The organism is Myceligenerans pegani (assembly GCF_014892515.1).
In the GTDB taxonomy this organism is placed as follows: Bacteria; Actinomycetota; Actinomycetes; order Actinomycetales; family Cellulomonadaceae; genus Myceligenerans; species Myceligenerans pegani.
On record NZ_JADBGR010000102.1, the window covers coordinates 13,353 to 31,016 of the forward strand.

The 17,664-nt window shown below is 68.5% G+C and carries 15 protein-coding genes; 8 read left to right on the top strand and 7 right to left on the bottom strand.

Going from position 1 to position 17,664, the window contains the following annotated elements:
• Window positions 1-2: 2 nt before the first annotated feature.
• The 3 genes from gnd to dnaA all read right to left on the bottom strand — a co-directional run bounded on the left by gnd (window position 3) and on the right by dnaA (window position 4,269).
• Entirely contained in the window at window positions 3-896 is an 894-nt protein-coding gene (gene gnd, locus IIE03_RS17610; RefSeq protein ID WP_192864130.1) for a phosphogluconate dehydrogenase (NAD(+)-dependent, decarboxylating), read from the bottom strand.
• 81 nt (window positions 897-977) lie between these two features.
• On the bottom strand, window positions 978-2,111 hold the full coding sequence (gene dnaN, locus IIE03_RS17615; RefSeq protein WP_192864070.1) for a DNA polymerase III subunit beta: 1,134 nt from the start codon (window positions 2,109-2,111) through the stop codon (window positions 978-980).
• 721 nt (window positions 2,112-2,832) lie between these two features.
• The gene (gene dnaA, locus IIE03_RS17620) at window positions 2,833-4,269 is read right to left on the bottom strand and encodes a chromosomal replication initiator protein DnaA (protein WP_192864071.1); all 1,437 of its coding nucleotides are present in this window, start codon (window positions 4,267-4,269) and stop codon (window positions 2,833-2,835) included.
• A gap of 478 nt (window positions 4,270-4,747) precedes the next feature.
• Here dnaA and rpmH point away from each other — a divergent pair, with 478 nt between their 5' ends.
• The 8 genes from rpmH to IIE03_RS17660 all read left to right on the top strand — a co-directional run bounded on the left by rpmH (window position 4,748) and on the right by IIE03_RS17660 (window position 12,090).
• Window positions 4,748-4,885: a 50S ribosomal protein L34 gene (gene rpmH / locus IIE03_RS17625; RefSeq protein ID WP_068270888.1), complete on the top strand. Its 138-nt coding sequence runs from the start codon at window positions 4,748-4,750 to the stop codon at window positions 4,883-4,885.
• Window positions 4,886-4,887: 2 nt separating this feature from the next.
• Window positions 4,888-5,355: a ribonuclease P protein component gene (rnpA, locus tag IIE03_RS17630; protein WP_192864072.1), complete on the top strand. Its 468-nt coding sequence runs from the start codon at window positions 4,888-4,890 to the stop codon at window positions 5,353-5,355.
• A 92-nt stretch (window positions 5,356-5,447) separates the two neighbouring features.
• The gene (yidD, locus tag IIE03_RS17635) at window positions 5,448-5,708 is read left to right on the top strand and encodes a membrane protein insertion efficiency factor YidD (RefSeq protein ID WP_225997952.1); all 261 of its coding nucleotides are present in this window, start codon (window positions 5,448-5,450) and stop codon (window positions 5,706-5,708) included.
• A gap of 119 nt (window positions 5,709-5,827) precedes the next feature.
• A complete protein-coding gene (gene yidC, locus IIE03_RS17640) occupies window positions 5,828-7,000 on the top strand; it encodes a membrane protein insertase YidC (RefSeq protein WP_192864074.1) in 1,173 nt (390 codons plus the stop codon).
• A gap of 10 nt (window positions 7,001-7,010) precedes the next feature.
• Window positions 7,011-7,616, top strand: coding sequence for a Jag family protein (locus IIE03_RS17645; RefSeq protein ID WP_192864075.1), 606 nt, complete (start codon window positions 7,011-7,013; stop codon window positions 7,614-7,616).
• Window positions 7,617-7,882: 266 nt separating this feature from the next.
• A complete protein-coding gene (rsmG, locus tag IIE03_RS17650) occupies window positions 7,883-8,533 on the top strand; it encodes a 16S rRNA (guanine(527)-N(7))-methyltransferase RsmG (protein WP_192864076.1) in 651 nt (216 codons plus the stop codon).
• 283 nt (window positions 8,534-8,816) lie between these two features.
• A complete protein-coding gene (locus IIE03_RS26810) occupies window positions 8,817-10,754 on the top strand; it encodes a ParA family protein (protein WP_318843050.1) in 1,938 nt (645 codons plus the stop codon).
• 70 nt (window positions 10,755-10,824) lie between these two features.
• Window positions 10,825-12,090 carry a ParB/RepB/Spo0J family partition protein gene (locus tag IIE03_RS17660; RefSeq protein ID WP_192864077.1) on the top strand — a complete coding sequence of 422 codons (1,266 nt, stop codon included), beginning with the start codon at window positions 10,825-10,827 and terminating at the stop codon, window positions 12,088-12,090.
• A gap of 151 nt (window positions 12,091-12,241) precedes the next feature.
• Here the strand turns inward: IIE03_RS17660 and trxA are convergent, their stop codons facing one another.
• The 4 genes from trxA to murJ all read right to left on the bottom strand — a co-directional run bounded on the left by trxA (window position 12,242) and on the right by murJ (window position 17,628).
• Window positions 12,242-12,589, bottom strand: a complete 348-nt coding sequence (trxA, locus tag IIE03_RS17665) for a thioredoxin (RefSeq protein WP_192864078.1) — start codon at window positions 12,587-12,589, stop codon at window positions 12,242-12,244.
• A 44-nt stretch (window positions 12,590-12,633) separates the two neighbouring features.
• Window positions 12,634-13,617 carry a thioredoxin-disulfide reductase gene (gene trxB, locus IIE03_RS17670; RefSeq protein ID WP_192864079.1) on the bottom strand — a complete coding sequence of 328 codons (984 nt, stop codon included), beginning with the start codon at window positions 13,615-13,617 and terminating at the stop codon, window positions 12,634-12,636.
• 214 nt (window positions 13,618-13,831) lie between these two features.
• Window positions 13,832-15,721 carry a protein kinase family protein gene (locus tag IIE03_RS17675; RefSeq protein ID WP_192864080.1) on the bottom strand — a complete coding sequence of 630 codons (1,890 nt, stop codon included), beginning with the start codon at window positions 15,719-15,721 and terminating at the stop codon, window positions 13,832-13,834.
• A 224-nt stretch (window positions 15,722-15,945) separates the two neighbouring features.
• On the bottom strand, window positions 15,946-17,628 hold the full coding sequence (murJ, locus tag IIE03_RS17680) for a murein biosynthesis integral membrane protein MurJ (RefSeq protein ID WP_192864081.1): 1,683 nt from the start codon (window positions 17,626-17,628) through the stop codon (window positions 15,946-15,948).
• Between the last annotated feature and the right edge of the window lie 36 nt (window positions 17,629-17,664).

Below are 17,664 nucleotides of genomic sequence, written 5' to 3' on the forward strand. Positions count from 1 at the left end.
GTCTACTCTGCCTTCTTCACCGCATGGCCGCCGAACTGCTGCCGCAGCGCTGCCACCGCGCGCATCGCCGGGGACGACTCCTGACGCGAGGCGAACCGCGCGAACAGTGCTGCCGAGATCACCGGCAGCGGCACGGCGTTGTCCACACCCTCGTCGATGGTCCAGCGGCCCTCGCCCGAGTCGTCGACCCAGTCGTCGAGGCCGGCCAGACCGGGGTCCTCTTCGAGGGCCTTCACCATGAGGTCCAGCAACCACGACCGGACAACGGTGCCGCGCTGCCACGCCTTCATCGTGCCGTGCACGTCGGTCACGACGTCCTTCTTCGCCGCGAGCAGCTCGTAGCCCTCCGCGTACGCCTGCATCAGGCCGTACTCGATGCCGTTGTGCACCATCTTCGCGAAGTGGCCGGCGCCGACGGTTCCCGCGTGCACGAACCCCTCGTCACGGGGTCCCTCAGGACGCAGCGCGTCGAAGACGGGCATGACGGCCTCGACGTGGGCGACCTCGCCACCGCACATGAGGCCGTACCCGTTCTCCAGCCCCCACACGCCGCCGGAGACGCCGCAGTCGACGTATCCGATACCGCGCTCGGCCAGCTCGGCGGCACGCTCCTGATCCTCCACGTAGTGCGAGTTGCCGCCTTCGACGACGATGTCCCCCTCGCCCAGCAGGCCGCCCAGTTCGTCGATCACGCTGCGAGTCGGAGCGCCGGCCGGGACCATCACCCAGACGATCCGCGGCGTTGGGAGCGCGGCGACGAGATCGGCGAGAGAGGCGACGTCCGAGACCTCGGGGCGCGGATCGAAGCCGGTGACCTCGATGCCGGATCGGCGGAGGCGCTCCCGCATGTTGTTGCCCATCTTGCCGAGACCGACCAGGCCGATGTGGCTGACCATGTATTCCTCCAGAAAGTTCTCCACAGGCACAGTGCACAGGGCGGGCGCGAGCCATGGGCGCGCGACCGCACGACGCGCGGGTCAGCCCGTGAAGCGGATCGGGACGAGCAGGTAACGGTAGGTCGAGTCGTCCTCGCCGTCGAGCGAGTCCTGCCCGGTGAACTCGACCGGCTTGTTCGGGTGAGTGAACGAGAGGCGGACGAAGTCGGTGCCGAGGGCACCGAGGCCGTCCAGCAGGTACTGCGGGTTGAACGCCACCGCGATGTCCTCGCCGTCGAGCACCGCCTCCAAGGCCTCGGACGCCTGCGCGTCGTCTCCCTGGCCGGCGTCGAGCACGACCTGGCCCTCGCTGAACGAGAGGCGGATCGGCGTGTTCCGCTCGGCCACCAGGCTGACGCGCTTGGCCGCGTCGATCAGCGGGGCCGTCGCGACGACCGCATGGATCGGCGAGCTGTCCGGGAAGAGACGCCGGACGGGCGGGTAGTCGCCGTCGACCAGCTGGGACGTGGTGTGGCGGCCGCCGGCCTCGAAGCCGACCAGGTCCACACCGTTCCCTGCGGACAACCCGACATTGACGGCACCGCCACTCGCCCCGAGGGAGCGGGCGACGTCGTTCAGCGTCCGAGCACGGATCAGGGCGACTGCCGAGAAGCCCGGCGTCGCGGGGGTCCAGGTGAGCTCGCGCAGGGCGAGGCGATAGCGGTCCGTCGCGAGCAGCGTGATCTTCTCGTCCTCGATCTCGACGCGGACGCCCGTGAGGAGCGGAAGCGTGTCGTCGCGACTGGCCGCCACGGTCACCTGCGCCACGGCGGCCGTGAGTGCCTCGCCCGGGACCGTTCCGCTCAGCTCCGGCATGGCCGGCAGCGCGGGGTACTCCTCGACGGGCATCGTCAGCAGGGTGAATCGGCTCGCCCCACAGGTGAGGACCACCTTGTTGCCCTCGAGCGTGACGTCGACGGGTTTGCTGGGCAGCGAGCGGGAGATCTCGGCGAGCAGCCTGCCGGAGACCAGGACCGTCCCGGGTTCGGCGACCTCGGCCGGCAGCTCTGAGCGGGCTGACGTCTCGTAGTCGAAACTGGCGAGGTTGAGGACACCCGACGAATCCGCCTCCATGCGGACGCCGGCGAGAACCGGTGCCGGAGGGCGCGTGGGAAGCGTGCGCGCCGTCCAGGTGACGGCGTCCGCGAGCACGTCACGCTCGACCCTGAACTTCATGCCGTTCCATCTCCCTCACAGAGCCTCGTCCCGTACCTGCCAGAGCCTACGCGAGGTGACTGACGTTGACGACGGGGGAGGGCGCTCCGGGGAGAGGTGCTTGCTCACATACCGGTCATCGTACTAATGTTCGAACAACGGCGATCGGGCCGCTCGGCCTGATGAAGGCGTGCTGACTTCCCCTTCTCAGAGATCTGTAGTCGTCGTAGTAGGGGTTGTGGATACTGGGGATAACCCTCGTTTCGCCAGGTGAGGCGCGGTTTCTGGGTGTGGACAGCTTGTGGGTACAACTGTGGGAAAACTAGGGGCACATGTGGACGGCTGTTTTTTGCCCACAGGCCATCCCCAGTTCAGACTCCGTCGCCCACAGGTTTCGGGATGTTGTCCACATGTCTTCCACAGGTTCATCCACAGGGCAGTTCCCGCACGTAGTGCTCCGAACCGCGGTTATGCACAGATCCTGTCCACAGCCCTGGGGATCAAGGATCGGGAACCGCGGGATTCCGCGGGTCTGTTTGTGTACAACCCTGTGGAGACGATGCCTGCGGGATCGCCGAAAGTTATCCACATCAGAATCCACAGGCCTGTGGAGATGTGGACTGGGGAGCCTCCGAGCGGTGTCGACGCAGGCCAGAGCACGTGCACGAGGTTGTGTCCGGCGTGGTGACGCGGGGACAGAGCAGGACGTATCGCCTCGTCCAGATAGGGGTGCTACGACGTCTCAGGACACGCGGTGCTGCTGCTTGATCCGTGCAGTGAGCTCAGTGACCTGGTTGTAGGTGGATCGACGCTCTGCCATCTGCCCGGCGATCTTCTTGTTCGCGTGCATGACCGTGGTGTGATCCCGGCCACCGAACTGCTGGCCGATCTTCGGCAGCGAGAGCTCCGTCAGCTCACGGCACAGGTACATGGCGATCTGGCGCGCGGTGACGAGCACTCGGGAGCGCGACGTGCCGCACAGGTCCTCGATCGGCAGTCCGAAGTACGCCGCGGTCTGCGCGATGACGACCGCCGGCGTGATCTCCGCGGTGTCGTCGTCGTCGGTGATGAGGTCCTTCAGGACGATCTCCGCGAGGGTCAGGTCGACCGACTGCCGGTTGAGGTTGGCGAACGCCGTGACGCGGATCAACGCGCCCTCCAGCTCACGGATGTTCGTGGAGATGCGCGAGCCGATGTAGGAGAGGACCTCGTCCGGCACGTCGAGATGCTCGGACGCGGCCTTCTTGCGGAGGATGGCGATCCGCGTCTCGAGGTCCGGCGGCTGGACGTCGGTGATGAGGCCCCACTCGAAGCGGGAGCGCAGCCGGTCCTCGAAACCGCTGAGCTGCTTGGGCGGGACGTCGGACGTGATGACGACCTGCTTGTTGGCGTTGTGCAGGGCGTTGAAGGTGTGGAAGAACTCCTCCATCGTCTGTTCCTTGCCCTGGAGGAACTGGATGTCGTCGATGAGGAGCACGTCGACGTCGCGGTACCGGCGCTGGAACGACCCGGCCTTGCCCTCACCGATGCTGTTGATGAAGTCGTTGGTGAACTCCTCGGAGTTCACGTACCGCACGCGGATGTGGGGGTACAGGTTGTGGACGTAGTGCCCGATGGCATGCAGCAGGTGAGTCTTGCCCAGCCCCGAGTCCCCGTAGATGAACAGGGGGTTGTATGCCTTCGCCGGCGCCTCGGCGACGGCGACCGCGGCGGCGTGGGCGAACCGGTTGGACGAACCGATGACGAAGGTCTCGAAGATGTACTTCGGATTGAGGCGTGTCTGCTCGCCCGTCGGCTTCGGGGCCGGCTGAGGCGCCACCGGCATCTGCGCCTCGGCCGGCTCGGGAGCCTCGTCCGTGAGGCTGGTCGGCGCGTGCGAGATCTGCGAGGGGCCGGCCAGGGACGAGCTGCTCAGCTCGGGATCCACGGTGATGCCGAAACGTACGTCCCGCCCGAGCACTTCCGAGACGGCCGACGACAGCTCGTCACGAACCGCGGTCTCGAGGTAGGTGCGGGTCTGCTCGTGGGGCACGGCGACGAAGACCATGTCGTGGACCACCGCCATCGGCTTCGCCAGCCGGATGAATGCGAGCTGCCGCGGACTCATGTCAGGACGTGCCTCGAGCGTGGTCAGCACCTTTGCCCAGACATCGGCGAGGTTGTCGTCCGGGTCGGCCACGGTCGTTCCTTACGGGTCGGGTCGCGCGAGGGTGCGGGACTGTCGCTGTATCTGGGACGGAGCCCGTCCGCTCGAGCTCTTCTCGTAGCGCGGGGGACTCCTGGAGTCTGCCATGATGAGGCACCGTCCACACAGTTGTCCACAGGTTGTGGATACTGTGGACGGGGCTACGGACCGAGGGCCGCTCGGCGGCGTCGGCGAGTCGTGGGTGCCTGTCCTGTGGCCAGCGCGACACCGCGAAACGCGGGCCGCGTTTGACCGGAGGGCGCCCGAAAGCGTAACGTCAGACAGCCGTTCCAGGTACTTTCGCGCGCCCGCTGCCGGTGATCCGCCGGGTCGCGCGGCCGGGCCCGGGTCGGCAGGCCGGCCGATGTGAGTATCGACCGGACGAACGAACCCTGCATCGGCACTCGCCCCTGCATCGACTTGTTTCGTCGAGGACAGGCTGTGCCCTTCCCGACGTCTTCAGGAGTACCTCGTGAGCAAGCGGACCTTCCAGCCGAACAACCGCCGTCGTGCCAAGACGCACGGTTTCCGTCTGCGCATGCGGACCCGCGCCGGGCGCGCCATTCTCGCCAACCGGCGCGCCAAGGGCCGCGCCAAGCTTTCCGCCTGATCGTGCTGCCAGCGGCGCACCGACTGCGCCGTTCCGTCGACTTCGAACGGACGGTGCGCCGCGGCACGCGTGCAGGACGACCGACCTTGGTGGTTCACCTCCTCACCGGCACCGGTGACGGCAGCGCGGACCCGCCTCAGGTCGGTCTCGTCGTTTCCAAGGCCGTCGGTAACGCCGTGCATCGCAACAAGGTCAAGCGCCGCATCCGTGCGTCGGCCGCGCGGCATGTCGGTGAACTCCCGCGCGGTGCGCGTGTGGTGGTGCGAGCACTGCCGCCGTCGGCCACGGCGTCGTACCACGACCTCGACGAGGATCTCGGTTCATGCCTCCACCGTGCGGTGCGGAAGGCGTCGCGGGGAACCGGCGAGCGCCGGCGCCCGTTGGCTCAGGCAGGCGTCGGCAGGACCGGATCGACGGTCGATCCGGCGGCGGAACCAGCGAATTCCACGAACGGCGGAACGTCAGCATGACCTCCTGGACCGATGGCTTCCGGCTCGCGGCACTCCGCCCCGAGTCGTCCGGCGGCCGTCTCGGCGACATCCCCGTGATCGTGCTGGTCGGGATGATTCGCGTGTACCAAGCCTTCATCTCGCCGATGAGTGGGCCCACGTGCAAGTACTACCCCTCGTGCTCGCGGTACGCGGTGATCGCGTTGCGCCGGCACGGCGCCCTCCGCGGGCTGGGTCTCGCCCTCTGGCGTCTGCTGCGCTGCAACCCCTGGAGCCTGGGGGGCGTCGACGACGTCCCGCCCGCGCGTGGCGTGCGCCGTGGGGCAGGTGCCCTGGACGACGACGCCGCGCACGTCGCGCCGCACACGCACTGAGCAGTGCTCGTGCAGACTCGTCCGCGTGCGACAACGGCCCCCGAAGGCCTCACGCGAGCCCGCCGGGCTGCGGCCCCGGCACCCCCGACTTCCGCAACAATCAGGAGTGACTGAGACCGATGGGTGACTTTTTCCTCTGGGTCTGGCTGAAGCAAGGCGTGTCCTGGATCATGGTCGGCTCCCACGAGCTGTTCATGTTCCTCGGCCTGCCCGACGGCCCAGGCATCGCATGGGTGCTCTCGATCGTGATGCTGGTGATCGTGATGCGCATCCTGCTGATCCCCCTGTTCTTCCGGCAGATCAAGGCGTCACGCGGGATGCAGCTGATGCAACCCGAACTGCAAGCAGTCCAGAAGAAGTACAAGGGCAAGACCGACCCTGCGTCGCGCGAGGCCATGACGCGCGAGACGATGGAGCTGTACCGGAAACACGGGACGAACCCGTTCGCCTCCTGTATGCCGATCCTGCTGCAGTCGCCGATCTTCTTCGCGCTGTTCAGCGTTCTGAACGGGCTCAAGGCGATCGCCGCCGGCGACGCCGAGCCGCTGACACCGATCTCGCAGCAGGTGGCCTCGGACATCGAGCAGTCCACGCTCTTCGGGGCGCACCTTTCCGACGTCTTCATGCAGGACTCGTCGGTCACTGCGAAGATCGTGATCGCCGCGCTGATCGTCGCGATGTCCGCCACCACCTTCTTCACGCAGCGCCAGCTGACCATGAAGAACATGCCGCCGGCGGCCCTCGAGGGTCCGATGGCGCAGACCCAGAAGATCATGCTGTACATGCTGCCGGTGATCTTCATGATCTCCGGCGTGAACTTCCCGGTCGGCGTCCTGATCTACTGGACGGTCACGAACCTGTGGTCGATGGGCCAGCAGTACTACACGATCAAGCGCATGCCCGCGCCCGGATCGCGCGCCGAGAAGGAGATGCAGGAGCGCAAGGCTCGCAAGGCCAAGGAGAGGGCACTGAAGCGTGGCGAGCCGATCCCGGAGGAGGCTGTCGAGGTGCTCGAGCCGAAGCCGCGCGGGCAGCGCGTCCAGCCCAAGCGGAAGGACCGTCGGAAGGGTGCGCCCCGGCAGCCGGTGGTGACCGCGCAGGCGGCGCCGTCGGAGAAGTCGTCCGACAATGACGGTGCACCGGACTCCGGGACGGCCTCGACGGACGCGTCCACGTCGTCGGGAACGACGAAGGCAGTGGAGTCCAGGAACGGTACGCCCGCCGGGAACAAGGGCAAGGCGAAGACGAGGCCCGCCGGCGGCTCGCCGTCGGGCAAGCGGAAGAAGAAGTAGGAGGAGTGCGATGAGCGAGTCCACAGCCGGCGCGTCGGAGACCGACGACCGCACGGCCCGCCTCGAGGAAGAGGGCGAGATCGCGGCCGACTACCTCGAGGAACTGCTCGACATCGCCGACCTCGACGGCGACATCGACCTCGACATCCGTTTCGGCAGGGCAGCGGTCGAGGTGCTCTCCGAGGACGGCGGCGACGAGCTCGATCGGTTGGTCGGGCGCGATGGTGAGGTGCTCGACGCCCTTCAGGAGCTGACGCGGCTCGCGGTGCAGGTGAAGACCGGCGAGCGGTCCCGACTCATGCTTGACGTGGCAGGGTTCCGTGCTGCGCGGCGTGCCGAGCTGACGAAGCTCGGAGAATCGGCGGTCGCCGAGGTGCGGGCGACGGGGCAGAGGGTGGCCTTGGAGCCGCTGAACGCGTTCGAGCGAAAGGTCGTGCACGACGTCGTGGCGGCGGCTGGGCTGATCAGTGACTCCGAGGGTGAGGAGCCGCGGCGGTACGTGGTGATTCACCCTGCGGGGGGCGCGTCGTCGACCACCGATTCTGCGGACCGCTCGAGTGGCGCGACCGATGCCCCGGTGGTCGAGGCGACTGCGGAGAAGGCCGGGGTGGAATAGGGGTTGGCCCGGGCGGACCGGGCGATCCGACGGCTGGGGCCGGTGCGTGTCTGCGCACCGGCCCCAGCCGTATCAGGGGCGCTTCGGCCGGGGACGGGCGTCTCGGGTCCATGCGTTGGGCGCCTCGGGCGAAGTGGTGCGGCGGGATGCGGTGTGGTGGGTTCGGTGCGAGAGGTTCGGTGCGACGGGTCGACGACGGACGGCGGCCGGCTCGCGACGGGCCGGACGATCAGGACGACTGATGGAGACTGGAGACCGTGGAGAACATGGACGATCGGGTGCTTGACGCCGAGACGCTCGGCAGCAGCGATGCGGTGCGGGAGTACTTCGGCGAGGGGTATGAGCTCGTGCGCGAGTACGCGCGGATGCTCATGGACGAGGGGGAGTTGCGTGGGCTGATCGGTCCGCGAGAGGTGCCGCGGCTGTGGGAGCGGCACATCCTCAACTCGGCCGCGGTGGTTCCGCATCTCTCCGGAGCCCGCTCGGTTGCAGACGTGGGGTCGGGGGCCGGACTTCCGGGAGTGGTGGTCGCGATCATGCGCCCGGACGCCGAGATCTTCCTGGTGGAACCGATGGAGCGGCGCACGGCGTGGCTGACGGAGGTGGTCGAGGCGCTCGCCTTGTCCAACGTGGAAGTGAAGCGGGGGCGGGCCGAGGAGTACCACGGGGCGTTCGAGGTGGACGCCGTGACATCACGCGCCGTGGGCGCACTGTCGAAGTTGGTGCGCGTTTCGATGCCACTGTTGCACGTAGGTGGAGAGTTGGTGCTTCTGAAGGGCCGGAACGTGCGGGACGAGTTCGACGGGGCGCGGAAGGTGCTACGCAAGTTCGGAGCGGGGGAGCCGGACGTGCTACCAGGCGAGACGGTCGACGGCGTGGAGGCGACGACGGTGGTGCGAGTCCAGCGGAGGAAGTAGGCGAGCTGTTTCACGTGAAACCGTCCGGTGGGCTGCGGCAGACCGTTTCACGTGAAACGTGCGGCGGCACGTTATCGGCCTTCGTCGGCACCGGCGTTTCAACGGCGTTGGCACGGTGCAGCTGCTTAGCGTGAGCAATGTGCTCTCACTCTGGGGATGGCTGAAGGGGCGGCTCGGCCGGCGACGTGGCAAGCGCGCCACGGGGAGGGGGCGCGCCACGGGGATCGGCGACGGGCCGGTTGCTCCGAGGGTGGGGGACGGAGCGGACTCGCGATCCGCGGACGTGGGAAGCATTGAGCATGCCGATGGCCAGGAGTTCGTGCGGGCCGGTCCGCCCTCGACGACGACAGGCGAATACTCCCACGTTGTTGTTTCACGTGAAACGGCGGACCGGTCCCGTGAGGATGGCACAAGCGACGATGCCGGCGTCGCAGCGACCGATGAGGGCGGGGCAGTTGCCGCGGACCCTGTCGCTGGTGTGATCACGAGTGTCGAGACGGGTGTCGAGCCGGAGAGATTCGCGTTCGCGGTCTCGGCGGCCGTGAAGGAAGAGCGGGGACATTCGGCCCCAGGCAATCCAGGGTCCGCGAGCCCGCCTCGGGGCAGGCTTCCCGGGTCGGCGGAGCTGGACGCCTTCTCGTCGGTGGGCCTGACAGCGGCGGTAGACGCGGACACGGGTGGGGATGCGAAGGTGGACGCGGGTGTGGGTGCAGCGGTCGAGGTGCAGGCAGGCGCGGACGGGGAGACGGTGGACGGGGAGACGGTGGACGGCGCCGTCCTGGCCGCAGTCGGCACCTCGCCGGGGACCGTGCGGCAGCACTTGCGGGAGAACTCGGAGACGAGTGGACGGTCAGCCGCGAGCAATTCAGCGCAGGAGCTGGTAGCCACGGCGCCCCGCAGTGACAAGGCCTCCGCAGCGACCGGCGCTGCTGAACGCCACCGTGCCACGGTCGATCCCGCCAACCAGGCCAACATGGCGGCCGCGCTCGAGGAGGCCGCCGGTGTGACGACCGTGCGGATCGGCACCGACGAGGGCGGCGGGAGTGGTGGTGATCCGGACCCGGGGACTTCAGGCGATGTTGTGGAAAGTTCAGGCGAGTCCGGTCACGGGGACACGTCCACGGATTACAGTGTCAGCGTGACCGATCCGATCTTTGTGCAAGGGCTCCGGGCTCCGGGTGTTTCACGTGAAACACCCGGAGTCGGCCTGCCCTCGAATCCAGAGTCCACGGACGGCGGGTACGACGGCGACGATGAGCGCCGAGAGGCTCTGATCGCGTCGGTTCCCGCCGTCGACGAATCCACCCCCCTGGCGGCGCAGCTCGCGATGGATGCGCGGCGCCGAATCGAACTGCAAGGTCGCACCTTCCCTCGCCCTTCTCGGACACGTGTCATCACGGTGGCGAACCAGAAAGGCGGCGTCGGCAAGACGACGACCACGGTGAACCTGGCGGCCGGCTTGGCGCTGTCCGGGCTCAACGTGCTGGTGATCGACAACGACCCGCAGGGCAACGCCTCGACCGCGCTCGGCATCGAGCACCGTGCCGGCACACCCTCTGTGTACGAGATCCTTGTCGAGGACGAGTTGCTCGCCAACACCGTCCAGCAGTGCCCCGACATCGAGAACCTGTGGGGTGTGCCGGCGACGATCGACCTGTCGGGATCCGAGATCGAACTCGTCTCCCTCGTTTCACGTGAAACGAGACTGCGCAAGGCGATCGACAGGTTCCTCACGGACCGCGAGGCGGCGGGCGAGCCGCAGATGGACTACGTGCTGGTGGACTGCCCGCCGAGCCTCGGCCTGCTGACCGTCAACGCGTTCGTCGGCGGGCGTGAGGTCTTCATTCCGATCCAGTGCGAGTACTACGCGCTCGAAGGGCTGAGCCAGCTGCTCAAGACGATCGACCTGATCCGGTCCCATCTGAACCCGGAGCTCAGGGTCTCGTCGATCCTGCTGACGATGTACGACGGCCGGACCAACCTCGCGCAGCAGGTCGCGGGGGAGGTGCGCGCGCACTTCCCGTCGGAGACGTTCCGGACGACCATTCCCAGATCGGTGCGGATCTCGGAGGCGCCGAGCTATGGCCAGACGGTGATGACCTACGATGCGACGTCGACCGGTGCTCTCGCGTACCTTGAAGCCGCGCGTGAACTCGCCGAGCGAGGTCAGGGCGCATCAAGCCCGCGCCGACCGGCACAGATGCAGGAGGCGCGGCCCTGAGCGGAGCGGAGTACGAGCGGCCCCTGCAGGGCGACGGCCGTAGTACGGCGGAGATGAACGAGGAGAAGCGATGAGCGCGAAGAGGCGAGGGCTCGGCCGGGGCCTCGGTGCCCTGATCCCCACGGGGCCGGAAGAGGAAGAAGGCGCGCTGGGCGCGGCCGCGGCCGTTGCGACACTTCCGACGAACAGTCAGTCCACGGAGGAGCCGATGTCGGCCGCGGACGGAGCGGTGGCGGAAGTTCCGGCGGATGATGCTCCGTCGTCGAACACGTCTTCCGCCTCGTCCGGGGCGGGGGCGGCCCTGGGGGCCGGTGTGGAGACGAGGAGTCGCAGCGTCGGGCGCCACAGCACCGGAAACTGGGACTCCGCGATCGCCAGTGGGCGTCTGTCGGTGTCGGGGGATGGGAGTTCCGGTGAGACCGCGCTCGACACGACGTTCTTCGGGAACGGCGACTCGAATGTTTCACGTGGAACCGACGTTGACCTGCTCCCCGTTCCCGGTGCGCGATTCGCCGAACTGGATCCAGCCGACATCAAGCCGAACCCCCGGCAGCCGCGGACCGTCTTCGACGACGGTGAGCTCGACGAGCTCGTCGACTCCATCAAGGAGATCGGCGTGCTGCAGCCGATCGTGGTTCGTCCGGACAAGCAGGAGCCTGGCAAGTACGAGCTGATCATGGGCGAGCGGCGGTGGCGTGCCACGCAGGCCGCCGGCCTTGACGCGATCCCGGCGATCGTCCGCGATACCGACGACGGCGACATGCTCCGGGACGCACTGCTCGAGAACCTGCACCGGGCGGCGCTGAACCCGCTGGAGGAGGCCGCCGCGTACCGACAACTGCTCGACGACTTCGATTGCACGCACGAAGAGCTCGCTACGAGAATCGCCCGTAGCCGGCCGCAGATCTCGAACACGCTCCGCCTGCTCCGGCTTCCGCCGCTGGTGCAGCGACGCGTCGCCGCCGGCGTGCTCAGCGCGGGACATGCGCGGGCGCTGCTCGGACTCACCGACGGTGCGGAGATCGAGCGCCTCGCTCAGCGCATCGTCTCCGAGGGGCTCTCGGTTCGTGCGACCGAGGAACTCGTCATGATGTCCGACGGCTCCGAGAAGGTGAGCAAGGCGCGGAAGTCGCCGCGAGCAGGAGCTCGCACGGAGGCGATGGATGAACTCGCCACGCGACTCTCGGACCGCTTCGAGACTCGTGTGAAGGTCGCCCTCGGGAAGAACAAGGGCCGGATGACGATCGAGTTCTCGGACGTCAGCGACCTGAACCGCATCCTCGGGGTGCTGTCCCCGGACGACCCGGGCCTGCTGAAGGGCAACTCGTCCGACTAGCGACGAGTCGGCACCGCGAGCCAGCGGGAGCGGCGCCGCCACGGCGTCGTGCGATACATGACGAGGGCGATCCCGCGGCAACGAGAAGGCCCGGGCCCCGATCCGATGGATCGGAGCCCGGGCCTTCTCGGGTGCGGAGACGCCGCGTCGGTCAGGCGACGCCCTGGGAGCCGCTGGACGCGAGCACGCTCTCGATCTCCTCGGTGAGCGCACGCTTGGGACGCGCGCCGACGATCGACTTCACGACCTGCCCGCCCTGGTAGACGTTGAGGGTCGGGATCGAGACCACGTTGTAGGCCATTGCCGTGGCCTGGTTCTCGTCGGTGTCGAGCTTCGCGATCTTGATCTTGCCGTCGTACTCCTCGGACAGCTCCTCCAGGATCGGTGCGACCATGCGGCACGGCCCGCACCAGGTGGCCCAGAAGTCCACGAGGACGGGGACGTCCGAATCGAGGACCTCACTCTTGAAGGTGTCGTCGGTGACCTTGACAGTGCTCATGGTCTACTCCTCAGCTGATCGGATGTTGCGGTTCGGAGGGCCGCTCAGACGGCCTGTGCGGTGGTTTCGGTCGGGGCGGCGACGGCGTCGTTGAGTGTGTCGATGTAGGACTGCGCGTCCAGTGCGGCCGCGCACCCCGAGCCGGCTGCGGTGATCGCCTGCCGGTAGATGTGGTCGACGGCGTCCCCGCTGGCGAAGACGCCGGGCAGGTTGGTGCGCGCCGAACGGCCCTCGGCGATGATGTATCCGTTCTCGTCCAGCTCGACCTGGCCCTTGACAAGATCGGTGCGGGGCTCGTGGCCGATCGCCACGAACAGCCCGGTGACGTCGAGCTCGCGCTGCTCACCGGTCACGGTGTCGCGCAACGTCACCGACTCGACCCGGTCCTCTCCGGTGATCCCGACGACCTCGCTGTTCCAGGCGAACTCGATCTTGGGGTCGTTCTTCGCCCGGTCGGCCATGATCTTCGACGCGCGCAGCTCGTCGCGCCGGTGCACGACCGTGACCTTCGATGCGAAGCGAGTGAGGAACGTGGCCTCCTCCATCGCGGAGTCGCCGCCACCGACGACCACGATGTGCTGGTCGCGGAAGAAGAAGCCGTCGCACGTCGCGCACCACGAGACGCCCCTGCCGGAGAGGCGCTTCTCGTCCGGCAGGCCGAGCTCACGGTACGCCGAGCCGGTCGCGAGGATGACGGTGCGCGCACGATAGACGTCGCCGAGGCCCGTGGTCAGTACCTTGACCTCCCCGGTCAGCTCGGCCTGTTCCACGTCGTCCCAGATCACCTGGGCGCCGAAGCGCTCGGCCTGCTCCCGCATCTTGTCCATGAGGTCAGGCCCCATGATCGCCTCGGGGAATCCGGGGAAGTTCTCCACGTCCGTGGTGTTCATGAGGGCGCCGCCCGCAGTCACGGAGCCGGCGAGCACGACCGGCGCGAGGCCCGCGCGCGCGGCATAGACGGCGGCGGTGTACCCGGCGGGGCCGGACCCGATGATCACCACATCATGGATGGTCTGCTCTTCGGTCAACGTCTTCTCCTCGAGTCTCGCCCGGATCAACACGGATGGGGCTTCCAGTGTTCCAGCCAACGGCAGAATCCGGGCTGCTGGGTCCGTGAAGCGCGGCACACTCACTATATCGAAGTATGTCAATACAGTCGTCGAGCGCCCGGGCGGGTACCCAGCGGACGACGAAGGGCTGCCCTCATTCAAGGACAGCCCTTCGCCTGGAGATGTGACGAGGTCAGCTCAGCGTGACCTCGTTCAGCTCGATCCGGTACCTGAGGTCCGGCAGGTCGGGCAGCGGGTCCGACTCCGGCAACGACGTGAACCAGATGACGAACGAGTCGGCCACGACCGGTTCGGGCAGCTCGAACGTCGTGTTCGACGAGACCGGGCCTTCGGCGACCACCTGCCCCCCGGCCGGGTCGTCCGGAGTCGTCGCGCGGATCTGGACGTTGCCGCCCTCGCTGTTCGTGGACAGTTCGATGGTCGACACGGCGGCCGCTTCCTGCAGCGTGAGGGCCACTCCGGTACCGCTCTTGAAACCACCGAAGTCGGGCGAGGCGAAGGTGCGCGTGTACCAGAACGTCGTCGGGTCGCCGTCGGACACGTACGGAGCGGTCTCGGGATAGTCGGCGTCATCGCCCTCGAGCGGCGCGTCACCGGTGCCGACGAGCGTCGAGCCGGTGATGACCGGCCGGGCTTCGGTCTCGGGTGCCTCGGACTCTTCTCCTTCGCCCGTACCCTCACCCTCGCCGCCGCCGTTACCGGCCTCACCTGCGGCGGTCTCGCCCGCGTCACCGACGGGAGACCTGGTCTCCGACGGAGCGAGGATCGCCATGACCGCCCAGATGAGCCCGGCGACCACCGCGACACCGACGACGCCGAGCACGATCGGGGTGGGGTTGACTCCGCCGCGCTTCGGTGCAGGCTGCGTCCGGAACCCCTGGTTCTGGTCGTAGTACTGCTGCTCGTAGCCCGGAGGAGTGGCATACGCTTGTGGCTGCGCCGCGTACTGAGACTCGTACGACGGCGGATACTGCTGCTGGTCGTGGCTCTGCTGCGGCGCGTACTGCTGCGGCGCGTACTGCGGAGGCTGTTGATAGCCGGTCTGCTGGGCGGTCTGCTGCTGAGGCTGGTAGCCCGGCGGGGGCGGCGGCACCGCCGAATGGGGTGGCGGGTACCCCTGGGGAGCTCCCTCGGGCGGGACGGATGACATTGCTGAGGCCTCCTCGGCTCTGGCGATCCGGCCGGTCACCACCGGCCTCCGGACCGGCGGCGCTGGTGGCGCCGGCCGCTCGGTCGCTTCGGGTTCTTGCTGGACGAACGCGGGCAGAGATGCCAGTACCGACACCTCGCCCCACGGCTCGAGCGCCGTGACCACCTCGTCCGGAGTACTGGGGACGTCCGTCTCGACCGACGGATCGAATGCGCGGCTGAGCAGCGCGTCGAGTGCCGGGTCGACGTGGGGGACGAGCGTCGACAGTGCGACGACCGCACCGTTCTCGTCCCGCCGCGCAGGCAGCGGGATCACGGTGTCCTTCGCGATCCACTCGGCCTCGAGCTCGATGCCGGGCCAGCGGGCCGTCATCGCATAGTAGATCAGCGCGAGCGCGCCCTGCGCGTCCACGGCGGCAGGCGCCTGGTTGAGGGTCTCCCCGCTGGCGAGCCCTCCGTCGAGGCCGAGGCCGGTCACCACGACGCGGTCCCGGTCGACACGGATCGCCTCGGGCCGCAGCACGGTGTGGTGCACGCCCCGGGCGCTCGCGGCAGCGAGCGCGGACGCCACCTCGCCGGCGATCGCACGGGCCTGCTGCTCGTCGACGAGGCCCTGGGACACGACATCGGTGAGTGTCTCGCCCGGGTAGGGCTCCGTCACGACGTACGATCCGATGTCCGCGGTACCGGCATCCAGCACCCGGTTGATCCGTGGTTCCGTCACCAGGGCGGCACGGCGCGCGGAGTCCAGGGCATCGGCGGCCCATGGCCCACTCACGAGGGTCAGCCGGACCCGGCGGTCAAGGACCTGGTCGTGCGCCTCCCACGCGACGGCGGCCGCCAGGTCGGTCCGGAGCTCGGAACCCAGGCGGTAGCGGTCGACAAGAACGTCGCCAGGTCCTGGCGTGCTCATTCCTGCCTCCCTCGCTGTTCGGACGGGCCGTCGACGACGGCTGGATCGTTTGCCCGCCATGCTACGCGGCATAGACGACAATCCGTCGATCCGGCAACGTTCGTCCACAGCCTGTGCACGACGACGACCGGCGGCCCTACGACCTGGGAGGCAGCGCCGGACGGGCCGGCACCCGGACGGGCCGTGCGGCGCCCGCCACCGCGGCCGCCGTCGTGCACGGCGCGTCAGCGGCCGAGGCGGCGGCGGAGCGGTACCAGGAGGGTGTCGAGTTCCCGCACGCGGAACAGCTTGAGCAGCGCGACGTACACGACGAGCATCGCGAGACCGCACACCGCGCTGATCCACAGGCCGCTGAGGAACGTGCCGCCCACCCCGCTCTCGAAGTCGAGTGCCTCGAAGCCGCCGAGCCATTGATACAGCCCCCAGCCGGCCCCGGCGGCCACGAGGCCGGACATGACCGCCGAGGAGTGCAGCAGCAGGACCCGGCGCCCGTCCATCCGGCCGTCGAGCATCTTGCGCAGGCCGCGCGTGCGGAGCACGCAGGTCACCCAGTTGGCGAGCGCGAACGACGCGCCGGCGGCGGTGACCCAGTGCTCGGGCGCGAGCCAGACCTGGGCGGCGATCAGGCCCAGCACCAGCGCGACCGTGGCCGGGACCGTGATCCAGAAGACGCCGCGGCCGTCCTCGTAGGCGAAGTAGACCCACTTCATGAGGACCATCGCGCCCAGCGGGACCAGTCCGAGCGACAGCGCCACCAGCACCGGTGCGATCGCCGCCGTGCCCTCGGCACCGGCCGTGGGCACGATCGTCGCCGTCAGCGGTGCCGCGAGTACCGTGAACGCCGCGGTGGCGAAGATCGTGAAGACCCCGACGGTCCGCAGGCCGAGCGAGAGGTCGGAGCGCACCTTGTCCGTCTCGCCGTTCGCCGCGGCCTTGCTGAGGCCGGTGAACAGGGCTGTCGCGATGGAGACCGTCACGAGTGAATGGGGCAGCAGGTAGATCATCAACGCCTGCGTGTAGGCGGCGTTACCGGCCGCGGCACTCGCGAGCTCGCCCGTGACCGCGTTCTCTGCCCCGGCCCCGGACGCGACACGCGTCAGGTACAGGACGCCCAGCTGTTCGAGCACGACGGCGGCGAAGGTCCAGCCGACCACCGACCCGGCCGAGCGCAGCCCGATGCCGCGGTACCCGAGCCGGAAATGCCAGACGAATCCCGAGCGCATCAGCGGCACGAGGAGGACCAGCGCCTGCGACGCGATGCCGAGAGTGGCGGTGCCCGCGAGCAGCACCGTGCGGGGCGTGTCCCACGAATCGAGATCGTTGATGCCGCCCTCCGGGGCGCCGCCGTAGATCACCCAGAAGAGGCCGAAACCGATGATCGAGATGATGTTGTTCGCCACGGGCGCCCACATGTACGGGCCGAACTGCTCGCGCGCGTTGAGCACCTGCCCCAGCAGGGTGTACAGCCCGTAGAAGAAGAGCTGGGGGATGCACCAGAACGCGAAGATCGTGCCCAGCGCGAGCTGCTCTGCGGTCCAGCGGTCCGACGTGTAGAGCCACACGATGATCGACGACGCCCCGGTGAGGACGGCCGTCAGGGCGAGGATGCCGACTCCCGAGAGGGTGAGCAGCTTGTCCAGGCGCTCCTGCGCGTTCCTCGCCTGGAACGCCCGCACGATCTGCGGCACCAGGATGGCGTTGAGCATGCCGCCCGCGAGAATCGCGAAGAGCACGTTGGGCATCTTGTTCGCGACGTCGAACGCGTCGGCGACCAGGCCGGTGCTGCCGATGATGGCGACCATCACCATGTTCCGGACGAGCCCGCCCAGCCGGGACACTGCCGTCCCGGCAGCCATCACCAGCGAACTGCGTCCCAGCCCGCGGCTGCTGGTGGCCTGTGAGGTCATGTGGGGTCTCTCCCGTCCGTGCCGGGGCCGCCCCCG